At 51.7% G+C, this 13,524-nt stretch carries 13 protein-coding genes; 7 read left to right on the forward strand and 6 right to left on the reverse strand.

What is annotated here, in order from left to right; translation table 11 throughout:
• Nucleotides 1–49 precede the first annotated feature (49 nt).
• The 3 genes from FOY93_RS09080 to FOY93_RS09090 all read left to right on the forward strand — a co-directional run bounded on the left by FOY93_RS09080 (nt 50) and on the right by FOY93_RS09090 (nt 4,157).
• On the forward strand, nt 50–3,223 hold the full coding sequence (locus FOY93_RS09080; protein WP_143344984.1) for a TipJ family phage tail tip protein: 3,174 nt from the start codon (nt 50–52) through the stop codon (nt 3,221–3,223).
• 89 nt (nt 3,224–3,312) lie between these two features.
• On the forward strand, nt 3,313–3,519 hold the full coding sequence (locus tag FOY93_RS09085; RefSeq protein WP_232057381.1) for a hypothetical protein: 207 nt from the start codon (nt 3,313–3,315) through the stop codon (nt 3,517–3,519).
• Nucleotides 3,516–4,157 carry a hypothetical protein gene (locus FOY93_RS09090; protein WP_143344985.1) on the forward strand — a complete coding sequence of 214 codons (642 nt, stop codon included), beginning with the start codon at nt 3,516–3,518 and terminating at the stop codon, nt 4,155–4,157. Before FOY93_RS09085 ends, FOY93_RS09090 begins: the two co-directional genes overlap by 4 nt.
• On the opposite strand, the gene FOY93_RS09095 is transcribed toward FOY93_RS09090, so the two are convergent.
• Nucleotides 4,122–4,490, reverse strand: a complete 369-nt coding sequence (locus tag FOY93_RS09095) for a hypothetical protein (RefSeq protein ID WP_143344986.1) — start codon at nt 4,488–4,490, stop codon at nt 4,122–4,124. The two genes, FOY93_RS09090 and FOY93_RS09095, sit on opposite strands and share 36 nt — an antisense overlap.
• A 131-nt stretch (nt 4,491–4,621) precedes the next feature.
• Between FOY93_RS09095 and FOY93_RS09100 the strand changes: the two genes are divergently transcribed.
• On the forward strand, nt 4,622–5,854 hold the full coding sequence (locus FOY93_RS09100; RefSeq protein ID WP_143344987.1) for a tail fiber domain-containing protein: 1,233 nt from the start codon (nt 4,622–4,624) through the stop codon (nt 5,852–5,854).
• Between the two features lie 94 nt (nt 5,855–5,948).
• On the opposite strand, the gene FOY93_RS09105 is transcribed toward FOY93_RS09100, so the two are convergent.
• A complete protein-coding gene (locus FOY93_RS09105; RefSeq protein ID WP_023292714.1) occupies nt 5,949–6,215 on the reverse strand; it encodes a DinI family protein in 267 nt (88 codons plus the stop codon).
• Nucleotides 6,216–6,300: 85 nt separating this feature from the next.
• Between FOY93_RS09105 and FOY93_RS23700 the strand changes: the two genes are divergently transcribed.
• Entirely contained in the window at nt 6,301–6,540 is a 240-nt protein-coding gene (locus tag FOY93_RS23700) for a hypothetical protein (RefSeq protein ID WP_049111667.1), read from the forward strand.
• Entirely contained in the window at nt 6,540–6,860 is a 321-nt protein-coding gene (locus tag FOY93_RS09115; protein WP_143344988.1) for a hypothetical protein, read from the forward strand. Before FOY93_RS23700 ends, FOY93_RS09115 begins: the two co-directional genes overlap by 1 nt.
• Before the next feature lie 127 nt (nt 6,861–6,987).
• On the opposite strand, the gene FOY93_RS09120 is transcribed toward FOY93_RS09115, so the two are convergent.
• A complete protein-coding gene (locus FOY93_RS09120; protein WP_143344989.1) occupies nt 6,988–8,271 on the reverse strand; it encodes a YeaH/YhbH family protein in 1,284 nt (427 codons plus the stop codon).
• Between the two features lie 74 nt (nt 8,272–8,345).
• Entirely contained in the window at nt 8,346–10,280 is a 1,935-nt protein-coding gene (yeaG, locus tag FOY93_RS09125; RefSeq protein WP_008500713.1) for a protein kinase YeaG, read from the reverse strand.
• A gap of 430 nt (nt 10,281–10,710) precedes the next feature.
• Between yeaG and FOY93_RS09130 the strand changes: the two genes are divergently transcribed.
• Nucleotides 10,711–11,457, forward strand: a complete 747-nt coding sequence (locus tag FOY93_RS09130) for a MipA/OmpV family protein (protein ID WP_133294190.1) — start codon at nt 10,711–10,713, stop codon at nt 11,455–11,457.
• A 78-nt stretch (nt 11,458–11,535) separates the two neighbouring features.
• Here FOY93_RS09130 and FOY93_RS09135 read toward each other — a convergent pair whose 3' ends face one another.
• Together FOY93_RS09135 and gapA are read right to left on the reverse strand one after the other, a co-directional pair.
• Complete coding sequence (locus FOY93_RS09135) at nt 11,536–12,420, reverse strand: D-hexose-6-phosphate mutarotase (RefSeq protein ID WP_133294191.1); 885 nt, start codon at nt 12,418–12,420, stop codon at nt 11,536–11,538.
• 73 nt (nt 12,421–12,493) lie between these two features.
• Nucleotides 12,494–13,489: a glyceraldehyde-3-phosphate dehydrogenase gene (gene gapA / locus FOY93_RS09140; protein ID WP_014831506.1), complete on the reverse strand. Its 996-nt coding sequence runs from the start codon at nt 13,487–13,489 to the stop codon at nt 12,494–12,496.
• Nucleotides 13,490–13,524 lie beyond the last annotated feature (35 nt).

The raw sequence follows: 13,524 nt of genomic DNA on the forward strand, positions 1-13,524 counted from the left end.
ACTAACCTTTTTTCTGGCCACCTTCGGGTGGCTTTTTTATGGGCGCAATATGGCTACAGATAAAGTGTTAAAGGGCCGCAAGGGCGGCAGCTCAAGTTCCCGAACCCCTACCGAACAGCCTGATGATCTGCAATCTGTAGCGAAGGCAAAAATCCTTGTTGCGCTTGGGGAAGGGGAGTTTGCAGGGCAGCTAACCGGAAAAGATATCTACCTGGACGGAACGGCCCTGGAAAATGCTGACGGCTCCCAAAACTTCAGCGGCGTGACGTGGGAGTTTCGCGCGGGAACGCAGGCGCAAAAATATATTCAGGGTATTCCCGGTACCGAAAACGAAATCAGCGTGGGAACTGAGGTATCAAGCGCTACAGCATGGACTCGCACCTTTACCAATACGCAGCTTTCAGCAGTTCGCCTGCGTCTGAAATGGCCCTCGCTTTTCAAACAGGAGGACGACGGCGATCTGGTGGGTTACTCGGTCAATTATGCGATTGACCTGCAGACGGACGGCGGCGCGTGGCAGACGGTACTCAATACCAGCGTGACCGGAAAAACGACGTCTGGTTATGAGCGCAGCCATCGTATTGATTTACCGCAGGCTGGCAGCACCTGGACAATCCGTCTGCGTAAGATTACCTCTGACGCCAACAGCGCGAAGATCGGCGACACGATGACGCTGCAGAGCTTCACTGAGGTGATTGACGCCAAGTTACGCTATCCCAACACAGCGCTACTCTACATCGAATTCGATTCCAGCCAGTTTAACGGCTCTATCCCGCAGATCTCCTGCGAGCCTCGCGGGCGTGTTATTCGTGTACCAGATAACTATGACCCCGAAACAAGAACGTACAGCGGGACATGGACCGGTGCGTTTAAGTGGGCATGGACGGATAATCCGGCGTGGATTTTTTACGATCTGGTTGTTTCTGACCGGTTCGGCCTCGGTCACCGTTTGACCGCTGCGAATATCGATAAATGGACGCTGTATCAGGTTGCCCAGTATTGCGATCAGATGGTACCAGACGGCAAAGGGGGCAACGGTACCGAACCACGTTATACCTGCAACGTGTACATCCAGGACCGTAACGACGCCTACACAGTCCTGCGTGATTTTGCTGCTATCTTCCGAGGTATGACCTACTGGGGCGGGGATCAGATTGTTGCCCTGGCTGACATGCCGCGCGATGTTGATTACAGCTACACGCGCGCTAACGTTGTTGGCGGTCGCTTCACCTATTCGAGCAGCACCACGAAAAGCCGCTACACCACTGCGCTGGTATCATGGTCTGATCCCGGTAATGCTTACGCCGACGCGATGGAGCCGGTATTTGAGCAGGCGCTGGTGGCGCGGTACGGTTTCAATCAACTGGAAATGACAGCCATCGGCTGTACCAGGCAGTCTGAAGCAAACCGAAAAGGCCGCTGGGGTATCCTCACCAACAACAAGGATCGCGTTGTTTCGTTTGATGTCGGTCTGGACGGAAACATTCCGCAGCCGGGCTACATCATAGCTGTGGCAGACGAGCTGCTTTCAGGAAAGGTTATGGGTGGCCGTATCAGCGCCGTTAACGGTCGCGTTATCAAACTTGACCGCGTGGCAGATGCGGCAGCAGGTGATCGCCTTATTCTCAACTTACCTTCCGGGGCATCGCAGAGCAGGACCATTCAGGCCGTGAACGGTGAATCAGTCACAGTCACCACGGCATACAGTGAGACGCCTCAGGCCGAAGCTGTTTGGGTGGTGGAATCGGACGAGCTCTACGCGCAGCAGTACCGCGTTGTCAGCGTAACCGATAACGATAATGGCACCTTCTCGATCACCGCCGCATGGCACGATCCGGATAAATATGCCCGTATCGATACTGGCGCAATTATCGACCAGCGGCCAATAAGTGTAATACCTCCTGGTAATCAGTCACCGCCAGCTAACATCGTGATCAGCTCGTTTTCTGTGGTTCAGCAGAATATCAGCGTCGAAACGATGCGCGTCAGCTGGGACCAGGCGCAGAACGCTATCGCCTATGAGGGGCAGTGGCGCCGCAATGACGGAAACTGGGTGAACATGCCGCGCAGCTCCACCACGTCATTTGACGTCCCGGGGATTTATGCGGGGCGCTACCTGGTGCGCGTGCGCGCAATTAATGCCGCTGAAATTTCCTCAGGATGGGGATATTCAGAAGAGAAGACACTGACCGGCAAAGTTGGCAATCCACCTAAGCCAGTAGGATTCACGGCCACGGGCATTAACTGGGGGATTCGTCTTAACTGGGGTTTCCCGGCAAACACCGGCGATACGCTAAAAACGGAAATTCAGTACACTGCCAACAGTGACTTTTCAGATCCACTCTTGCTCTCAGACGTGCCTTATCCATCTGCTGAATACACCCAGCTCGGCCTTAAAGCAGGGCAGGAATTCTGGTACCGCGCGCAGCTGGTTGACAGAACGGGTAACGAGTCAGGGTATACCGACTGGATAAGAGGGATGTCTAACGATAACGCCGATGATTATCTGGGTGATATCGCAGACGATTTTCTAACCTCTGCCGACGGGGAACGCCTCACCGGTGATATCGATACCAACATTGAGGGAATTCTTCAGAACGCCCTGGCGAACCACGGAGCAGTTGAACACCAGTGGGCACAATACGGGGAAGTGCGCGCCGATATTCTTGTTGTTAAAACGACTATTGCTGAGGTGGATAAGGCAATGGCCGAACTGTCAACGCAGGTACAGGCGCAGATAGAGGACGTCACTGCAGCACTGGAGGATAAGCTTACCGCCGTCGTTGATGCCTCCGGCGCTTCGGCGATTTATACCCTCAAAGCAGGCGTGAGGATAAACGGCATCATGTATAACGCCGGGATGTCTATTGCAGTGCTGGCGCAGGCAGGACAGCCGATCGTTACCCGCGTAGGTTTCAACGCGAATCAGTTCGTGCTGATGAGTGGCAGTGGTGATACCCAGTATTCACCGTTCGCCGTGGTAAATGGCCAGGTATTTATCAGCTCAGCGTTTATTCAGGATGGCACGATAACCAATGCCAAAATCGGCAACTTCATACAGTCCAACAATTATGTTGCAGGGTCGCAGGGATGGCGAATTGATAAAAGCGGAACGTTCGAAATTAACGGCGTGGCTGGAGGGGGGAGAATGTTGATATCCAGCACTCTTATTCAGATTTACGACAGCAACAACGTGCTGCGCGTCAGAATGGGGTTATGGTAATGCCACAGGGTTTACAATGTTGGGATAGTGCAGGGCGTATTGCTGTAGATCTAACTGATTATGCAATCAGGTATATAGGGAGCACTTCTGTGACGTTTGCTGCAGGAGAAACGGTTAAAGACGTTTACTTTTCGGGTATAACTCAGGATGGCTCATTTATAACGATTGTAACGACGGGAGTAACTGTGAATGAATATTACTGCCGCGCTTTTAATGGCGGCTTCACTGCATTCTATTTACCGATCACAGGTAGTCCAGCATTCACTTTCACAGTTGAGGTTTATAACTTTCAATGAGCGGATTCGAAGTTTACAACAGTGCCGGAAAGTTGCTCGTTGACTCACAAAACAGGTCCACCCTTTTTTATGATCAGCGCTCGCTGGGCGCTGTTACGGATAAAGGGTTTTACCGCGTGGATAGCCCGTTTGGAGACGGAAGTACGCTGGGTTACACCCAGCAACAATTCTGGAATGACGGAACATTGCGGTGGCTTAAACTGGATGTAAACAAATATGGTTTACCCGGAGCTGAGCTTCTTGAAGACAATGCAGGCAGCATGATCCGCACGACGAGAAACATCGGAATGCAGAGCGGTTACCTGGATGTTTTCGATAGCGCCGGAAACCTCATATGGAGCGCAGCTTCAGCATCGAAAATGCCCAGGGTTGTTGGCTTCTTTGACGTCCCGGCAAACTATGATCTTCAGAACAATACCTTTGTGTTAAACCTGAGCTTTACCCCGTGGATTCTGGTGAATAACTGCCCAGGAAACCTCAGTGATGATGGAGGGGTAACAGGTTACTCAGGCATTGCTCTGAAGTGGACTGGCACGCAGCTGCAGGGCCGATACATCTCAAAAAATCAGCGCAGCTGGAGCCAGACCCTTCAGGGGCGTGGGTTACGAATCCCCATCGCTCAGTTTGTCGGCATTTGATGCAGGTGGAACGCGGGGATAATGCGTAGCGATCATGTTTTGCCTAACCCCCTTCGCTGGCTCGAACCTGTACACAACATCAAAATTATCTGCTTTTTTATAGCAAATATTACTCAGTCGCTTATTAACATGACGGCTAAAAATACCATTGCTGCTATCTGAAATAACGTTAACTTTCCTTTTTACACAGTCGATGTTGACGTGAATATCACCACCAAGTGATAAGCGTGCTGCATCAACTGGGTAATCCATTTTGAAATTATATTCTCTTTCATGGCCAGAGCAGCCAAACATAAAAAATGTAATGGCTGTGAGTAAAAGACGAGTTTTCATGTAATTCCCTTTTGTTGTTATGGGTGAATTTTAATCTAATGATGTGTTTTTTCTCAAACACAAAAGGGTTTTTATCCTCAAAAATTTGACCTCGCTCCGGCGGGGTTTTTTATTGCCCGAAAGGAGCGCATATGTCTGCAGGAACTATCACCCTGACAAATGGGTCCGCTATTGTTGGCGGTACCGGAACCTCATTCGCAACCGAACTCGCAGCAGGTGACTTTGTTGTCTCTACTGTGGGCGGCGTGTCGTATACATTGCCCGTAAAATCGGTAGAGAGTAATGCGCAACTTACGCTGGTCAGCAACTTTACTGGACCTACTCAAGCCGGGGCGGCCTGGTCAGCGGTTCCCCGTGTGGCGCTGAACATGGTTACTGCCGCGCTGGTGGCGCAAAGTGCTGAAGCGCTGCGTGGACTTAATTACGATAAACAGAACTGGCAAAGCATTTTTTCCGGAACCGGAAATGTAACGGTAACCCTGCCGGATGGAACGACATGGACGGGGCCAGCCTGGAATAGCATTACCACATCCCTTTCAGGCAAGGCGGCAAAAGGTGCAAACAGCGACATCACCTCTCTAAGCGGACTCACTACAGCGCTGTCTGTAGCACAGGGCGGCACAGGTTCGACAACCGCATCAGGAGCTCGCACAAACCTCGGTTTAGGAAACAGCGCCACCAGGGATGTTGGAACAGCTGCGGGAACAGTCGCCGCCGGTGATGATTCGCGGCTCGGCACGGTGAACGGGAAGAGCGGGGGAACGCTGACAACATCATCACTTTTTACATCGGCATATTCGCCTAACGCGGGCAATAAAGTAGGAATGCAGTCATTTGACACTGGCACTATTGGAGGTGTTATTGGCAGGAATTCATTCCAGTATTTTAACGATGCCGGGTATATCGGGGCAAGACGTGGTGGCAGCACGAACATCCAGGACATGGCTATAGGGATAGATAAAGCCAACGGTACATGGGTCACATGGATTTTTTCTGAGGGTGGTAACGCCACGGCTAATAACGGATCATGGGTCAATAATTCCGACCGTCGCATTAAAACAAATATCAGGCAGATAGAGTCTCCGCTTGAGAAAATGAAAATGTTACGTGGCTATACATGGGAACGACTGGATAACGCACCTCCGGGCCAGGGATTTATCGCTCAGGAACTGATGGAAGTGATCCCGACAGCGGTTTTCACTGGTGGTAAGACTATCCTTGATGACGGCACAGAGATTGAAGATACGCTATCGGTAGATGTAGCAGGAGCGGCCGCAGCGCTTCACCATGAAGCTATTCTGGCGTTAATGGTTCAAATAGAAGATTTAAAGAAACAGGTCGAAGCGTTGCAGTCTGGAAGCTGAGGAAACCGCCGCCCATTTTTGCATAAGATGGGCGACGGTTGGTTGCTCAGTGTTCATGCCCGAGCAAACGTCGGGAATATTACCCGAGTAAAATTTAAAGGCCAACCTGGCGAACAGTCGGGAACTCAGAAACCAGCCACATATCGGACTCTTCAAACATTTCCTCCAGCATGCGGTTCAGTTTTTCCCGATCGCTTTTGCTGGCATCGCTATTCAAGCCATTTGCCTGCATCGGCTTCACCTTCACTTCGGCATCAGGGAAAATCTGGTGCACCCGCTTCGTCAGCTCGGCCAGAATGATCTCTCTGGCTCCTTCGAGCCCCTCAACATTTCGCTTGTCATAAACCAGCTCAACAAACATCACGATCCTCCTTGCAAACTTGATCTGCAAAACCAAAAATACTACTGTATATACATACAGTCAATAATGAAGTGAGGGTGCTCTTATGCCTCGTCAACCTGATATCCACGCCGCATTTATAGCGTCAATCCAACAGAATCCAAAGGGCTACCTTTGTCTTAATACAGATAAGTTCATAACTGAACTACGTCAAAGAAACTGGCATTTCAGCCAAGCAGACGCTAACGCATGGATTGAGAGATACCAGCCAGATTTTGCTGATAAGACGAAGGACGGTAGTGATAACCGTTACTGGATATTGCGCAACATGGGGAGGGTTTTCTGATGGGATTTCCCTCACCGGCTATGGATTATCAAGAACAGCGGCTAACCATCGATCTGCTATGCGGAATTGATGGGAACTGCAGAGTAATAGAAACGACGTGTGGCTGGGCTGTGATTAACGTTGCACTAAGACCAGAGCAGGGAGATACGGTATTGGTCAGAATGGATAATAGGAACGAGTTTGCAAAGCTTTACGGGTCAGCATTGATAACTGAAGATGGTGAAGCGATAGAAGGCGACGCGCTGGATGATGTAACTGTATATGGCGTACTGACTCACACCCTTAACATTATAGGGGATGACAAGTTACCCACGATATAACCGGATAACCACTAAACCGCCTTCCCCAAAATAAAAACTAAGACAATGAAAATCATGGATAATTTTAAACGTGAAAACTATAGTTAATCAGCCAGTAAAACAAAGCTAACTGGCTGATTAACAAGGGTTAGTTAGAGGTTGTTGAGCTTTGCTTGTGGAACAGCTCCCTGAACACCGGATAAATATCATCCTGGTCACGGATATGCTGCATGGCAAAATTGTCGAACATCGCCTGCAGATGCTCATATTCTCGCCACAGGGTCTGGTGCGCGCGGCGGGTGATTTCGATATAGCTGTAGTAACGCACCACAGGCAGAATTTTCTTCGCCAGAATCTCGTGACACAGCGGTGAGTCGTCGGCCCAGTTATCGCCGTCCGACGCCTGCGCGGCATAAATATTCCACTGCGCCGGGTCGTAGCGCTCTTTGACCACTTCATCCATCAGCTTCAGCGCGCTCGAGACGATGGTCCCCCCGGTTTCCTGAGAGTAGAAGAACTCATGTTCATCCACCTCCTTCGCCTGGGTGTGGTGGCGGATATAGACCACCTCCACGTTCTTATAGGTTCTGCTCAGGAACAGGTAGAGCAGGATATAAAAACGCTTCGCCATATCCTTGGTTGCCTGATCCATCGAGCCGGACACGTCCATCAGACAGAACATCACCGCCTGGCTAGAGGGCTCAGGGCGTTTTTCGTAGTTCTTGTAGCGCAGGTCAAAGGTGTCGATAAACGGTACCCGTTCGATCTTCGCCCTCAGCTCTGCAATCTCTATACGCAGGCGCTCCTCTTCCAGCAGTTGCGCCGGTTCCGTGTTTTCCACCACCTTCAGGCTGCTCTCCAGCTCGCGCAGCTCGCGACGTTTTCCTGCCGTCATGGCCGTACGCCGCGCCAGCGAATTCTGCAGCGAACGTACGACGCTGATGTTGGCGGGCACGCCGTTGGCGGTATAGCCCGCGCGGTGAGTTTTATATTCATTAAGCTGACGATGCTGATTCTTCTTCAGATTCGGCAGCGCCAGGTCTTCGAACAGCAGGTCGAGATATTCATCTTTTGAAATCTGGAAGACAAATTCGTCCTGACCTTCACCGTCCTGGCTGGCCTGTCCCTGACCGCTTCCTGAACCACCTCCGCCGCCCTGAGGGCGCTCAATTCTGTCGTTCTGAACGAAGTGGTCATTACCTGGGTGTACGCGATGGCGCAGGCCGCCTCGCCCCTGATGAAACATCGGTTCGCTGATGTCATCAGTGGGGATGGAGACAGACTCGCCGCTGTCGACGTCGGTCACCGAGCGTTTGTTGATGGCCTCGGAGATAGACTGTTTAATTTGCGCTTTATAACGACGCAAGAAGCGCTGGCGGTTCACCGTGCTCTTGTTTTTGCCGTTAAGACGCCGGTCAATAAACCAGGTCATATACCCCCCGTACTGCATTTGCCAACTTGCATTTTGTAGGCCCGGCAGGCTCTAAGCGCCGCCGGGCACTTGTTTTAAGACGATTTACGCACGCGCAGGTACCATTCGCAGAGCAGGCGCACCTGTTTGCGGGTGTAGCCTTTTTCCATCATACGGTCGACAAAATCGTCGTGTTTTTTCTGTTCATCGGTTGAGGTTTTGGCGTTAAACGAGATCACCGGCAGCAGCTCTTCGGTATTGGAGAACATTTTCTTCTCAATGACCGTGCGCAGCTTCTCGTAGCTGGTCCAGTTTGGATTGCGCCCGTTGTTATGCGCTCTGGCGCGCAGGACGAAGTTCACAATCTCATTACGGAAGTCTTTCGGGTTGCTGATCCCGGCAGGCTTCTCGATTTTTTCCAGCTCCGCGTTCAGGGATTCACGGTCAAAAAGCTGGCCGGTATCCGGGTCGCGGTACTCCTGATCCTGGATCCAGAAGTCAGCGTAGGTGACGTAACGGTCAAAAATGTTCTGCCCGTACTCTGAATAGGATTCAAGGTAGGCCGTCTGGATCTCTTTGCCGATGAACTCGGCGTATTTCGGGATCAGGTAACCTTTCAGGAACTCAAGATAGCGTTCAGCCTGCTCCTGCGGGAACTGTTCGCGTTCGATTTGCTGTTCCAGCACGTAGAACAGGTGAACCGGGTTGGCCGCCACTTCCGCATGGTCGAAGTTAAAGACGCGGGAGAGGATCTTAAACGCGAAACGCGTGGACAGACCGTTCATCCCCTCATCAACCCCGGCATAGTCGCGGTATTCCTGATACGACTTCGCTTTCGGGTCGGTATCTTTCAGGCTCTCACCGTCATAGACGCGCATTTTTGAGTAAATGCTGGAGTTTTCCGGCTCTTTCAGGCGCGAAAGAATGGAGAAGCGTGACAGCGTTTCCAGCGTGCCCGGCGCGCAGGGAGCGTGCACCAGCTCACTGTGGTTAAGCAGTTTCTCGTAAATTTTGATCTCTTCGGAGATCCGCAGGCAGTAAGGCACCTTGACGATGTACACGCGGTCAAGGAAGGCCTCATTGTTTTTGTTATTACGGAAGGTCACCCATTCAGATTCGTTCGAGTGGGCGAGAATAATCCCGTTAAACGGCAGGGCGGAGATACCTTCCGTCCCGTTGTAGTTGCCTTCCTGGGTAGCCGTCAGCAGCGGATGCAGCACTTTAATCGGTGCTTTAAACATCTCGACGAACTCCATGATCCCCTGGTTAGCCCGGCACAGCGCGCCTGAGTAACCGTATGCATCCGGATCGTTTTGCGCGAAGTTTTCCAGCTTGCGGATGTCAACTTTACCCACCAGCGCCGAGATGTCCTGGTTGTTCTCATCACCGGGTTCAGTTTTGGCGATGGCGATCTGTTCAAGGATAGATGGCCAGACCTTCACCACGCGGAATTTGGTGATATCGCCACCAAACTCGTGCAGGCGTTTTGCCGCCCACGGCGACATGATGGTGCCGAGGTAGCGACGCGGAATACCGTATTCTTTATCCAGAATCTGCGCATCTTCCTGCGGATTGAACAGGCACAGCGGATGGTCATTCACCGGGCTGCGCTCGCCGTTGGCGCTCAGCACATAGATAGGCACGCGCTGCATCAGCGACTTCAGGCGTTCCGCCAGCGAGGATTTACCGCCGCCCACGGGGCCGAGTAAATAGAGGATCTGTTTCTTCTCTTCCAGACCCTGAGCGGCATGCTTCAGATAGGAGACAATCTGTTCGATGGCATCTTCCATACCATAGAACTCTTCAAACGCCGGATATCGGGCGACCACCCGATTCGAAAAGAGACGGGAAAGCCGGGGTTCCAGGGCAGTGTCAACCATGTTTGGCTCACCAATAGCCATCAATAGCCGTTCTGCCGCATTGGCATAGGCACTGCGATCTTGCCGACAGATGGTAAGAAACTCCTGCAGTGTGAACTCTTCGTCCTTGGCAGCTTCATAGCGCTGGCGATAGTGATCGAATATATTCATGGCATGCCGTCCTTTCGTTTTTTAGCACAGGATAAGAGCCGTTCGTATGAGTAGTGGAGGCTCCCGGAAGAGAATCTCTCGCACCTCACTGCCAGAGCAGCAACCTGTGTGCCAGGTCAGACGCTAAGAACCGCAGGTGTTCAGGAAAACTCTTCTTAAATTAAAGCGTAGATGGCATTTGCAAAACTTGCATGCCCACAAAATCTACTTTCAATGACATATCAATAACTCATCCAAAAATTTCCACTGTCGTTATAAGACAAATGCACGTTTTTCATTCAGCGGTCATGTAAATGAAAGCGTGTTGTCATCTGAAAAGTTAAAAATAACGGGTTAATCAGACTGATTAGCAGGCAAAAAATTTTGGGATGTACGGGAATGGCGGTTACACTTCACCCGCTGATTATTTGACTACAGGAAAGAATGGATTGTGACCAAACTCAAACTTCTGGCATTAGGCATCCTTGCCGCGACCGCAGTAAGCACCGCACAGGCGGAAAGTCAGTGGACGGTAGGCGCGGGTGTTGGCGTCATTAACAGCCCGTACAAACAGTATGACCGAGATGTTTATCCTGTTCCCGTTATCACTTATGAAGGCGATAACTTCTGGTTCCGCGGGCTCGGCGGCGGCTACTATCTCTGGAACGACAAGGCCGATAAGCTATCCATCATGGCCTACTACGACCCAACGCACTTCAAGCCGGGTGACAGCGACAGCCACGCGCTTCGCCAGCTCGACAAGCGTAAAAGCTCGATGATGGCCGGGCTCTCATACGTGCATAACACCCAGTATGGCTTCCTGCGTACGGCCCTGGCGGGCGACACGCTGGATAACAGCAACGGCTTTATCTGGGACCTGGCGTGGCTGTACCGCTATACCAACGGTGGGCTGACTCTGACGCCGGGTATTGGTGTGCAGTACAACAGCGAGAACTACAACGACTATTACTACGGCGTCTCTAAAAACGAGTCCCGCCGCAGTGGTCTGAAAAGTTATAGTGCAGATGACGGCTGGGATCCTTACCTGGAGCTGACAGCGAGCTACAACTTCCTTGGCGACTGGAGCGTGTACGGTACCGGCCGCTACGAGCGTCTGAGCGACGAAGTGAAGGATAGCCCGATGGTCGATAAGTCCTGGGCAGGCATCTTCTCTGTGGGTGTGAGCTACAAGTTCTGATTGTGCATTAATTTAGTGCAATCTATGCATCAAAACGGGGCGCTTGCGCCCCGTTTGCTTTAGCGTGGTGCAGAGAAATTATCGCTTCACAATGCGAATCGTCTGCCCTAAACGAGACGGCTTTTCTTCACTCGCTTTCTGCGGGGTGGTCACACAGGCTGTTTCCACGCAGACAAACGCTTTATAACCCTCATCCGTCATGTCGGCCATGCTGACGGACAGCGCAGGACCCGGGTTCCAGCCCACCACATCGCTGTGATGATGATGGACCACTTCAATGCCGCGGTTCAGGGCGCCGTCGTGGATCACGCTGCACGCTTCCGGGTGCAGGTAGACGCGGTCGGTACGGTCAGGGAATGCCTGAACGCCGTCGCTCAGTTTGCCTTCTTTCGCGTTATCGACTTTATCGATATAGGTATCGCCCAGGCCGCTCACCTTCACTGCGCTGATATCACCCACGTTGAAATAGGTGTGCAGGGCAGAGGTGGTCTCGAACTCGCCGTGAGCTTCCAGTTCGATTTCGCAGGTTTTACCCAGCTTGAAGCGGGCATACAGGGTGAAATCGTGCGGCCACAGGGCGAGGGTTTCATCATTAGCCTGCAGCTCAAAGGTCAGCACGGCGCCGTTATCGTCTTCGTTGTGCGCTTTCAGGGTCCACTGCTGGTTACGGGCAAAACCGTGAGAAGGCAAACCCTGCTGGGCGGACGGGCCGAACCACGGCCAGCAGATAGGCGCGCCACCGCGGATCGCTGCCCCTTTTTTGAAGGAGGTCGCATCGCTCAGCCACAAACCTTCGGCTTCGCCTTCCGGTTTCCAGGAGAGCAGGTGAGCGCCGTTCAGCGCCACGGACGCTTTAACACGCGGATGGTCAACGACGATGATATCAGCACCGTCAATCTGACGGCGGGAGAGCACAGGGGTAAGCTGTTCGACTACCGGAAGTGCAAAAATTTTATTAATCATTAAGCAATCCTCTGTCTTATAAATAAAAAAAGGCGACCGAAGTCGCCTTTTTGGATCAAGCACTCATCTCAACTTATTTGGAGATGTGAGCGATCAGGTCCAGTACTTTGTTAGAGTAGCCAGTTTCGTTGTCGTACCAGGAAACCAGTTTAACGAAGTTGTCGTTCAGTGCGATACCTGCTTTAGCATCGAACACGGAAGTGCACACTTCGCCGTTGAAGTCGGTAGAAACAACGTCGTCTTCGGTGTAGCCCAGAACGCCTTTCATTGCGCCTTCGGAAGCAGCTTTGATTGCTTTCTTAATTTCTTCATAAGAAGCAGCTTTTTCCAGACGAACGGTCAGGTCAACAACAGATACGTTTGGAGTTGGAACGCGGAACGCCATACCAGTCAGTTTGCCATTCAGTTCTGGCAGTACTTTACCTACAGCTTTAGCAGCACCGGTAGAGGATGGGATGATGTTCTGAGCCGCGCCACGGCCGCCGCGCCAGTCTTTGTGAGACGGGCCATCAACGGTTTTCTGAGTAGCGGTGGTCGCGTGAACAGTAGTCATCAGACCTTCGATGATGCCGAAGTTGTCGTTGATAACTTTAGCCAGTGGTGCCAGGCAGTTGGTGGTGCAGGATGCGTTAGAGACGATATCCTGGCCAGCGTAAGTTTCGAAGTTTGCACCACGAACGAACATTGGGGTGTTGTCTTTGGAAGGACCAGTCAGAACAACTTTCTTCGCACCAGCGGTGATGTGTTTACGCGCAGTTTCGTCGGTCAGGAAGATACCGGTTGCTTCAGCAACAACGTCAACACCGATTTCGTTCCATTTCAGGTTAGCTGGGTCTTTTTCAGCAGTAACGCGGATGGTTTTGCCATTAACAACCAGGTGGCCGTCTTTCACTTCAACGGTGCCGTCGAAACGACCGTGAGTTGAGTCGTACTTCAGCATGTACGCCATGTATTCAGCGTCCAGGAGATCGTTGATACCAACGATTTCGATGTCAGAACGTTTCTGAGCAGCACGGAAAACAATACGGCCGATACGGCCAAAACCGTTGATACCTACTTTGATAGTCATATATTCCACCAGCTATTTGTTAGTGAATAAAAGGT

Source organism: Enterobacter sp. 18A13, assembly GCF_007035975.1.
Taxonomy (GTDB): Bacteria; Pseudomonadota; Gammaproteobacteria; order Enterobacterales; family Enterobacteriaceae; genus Enterobacter; species Enterobacter vonholyi.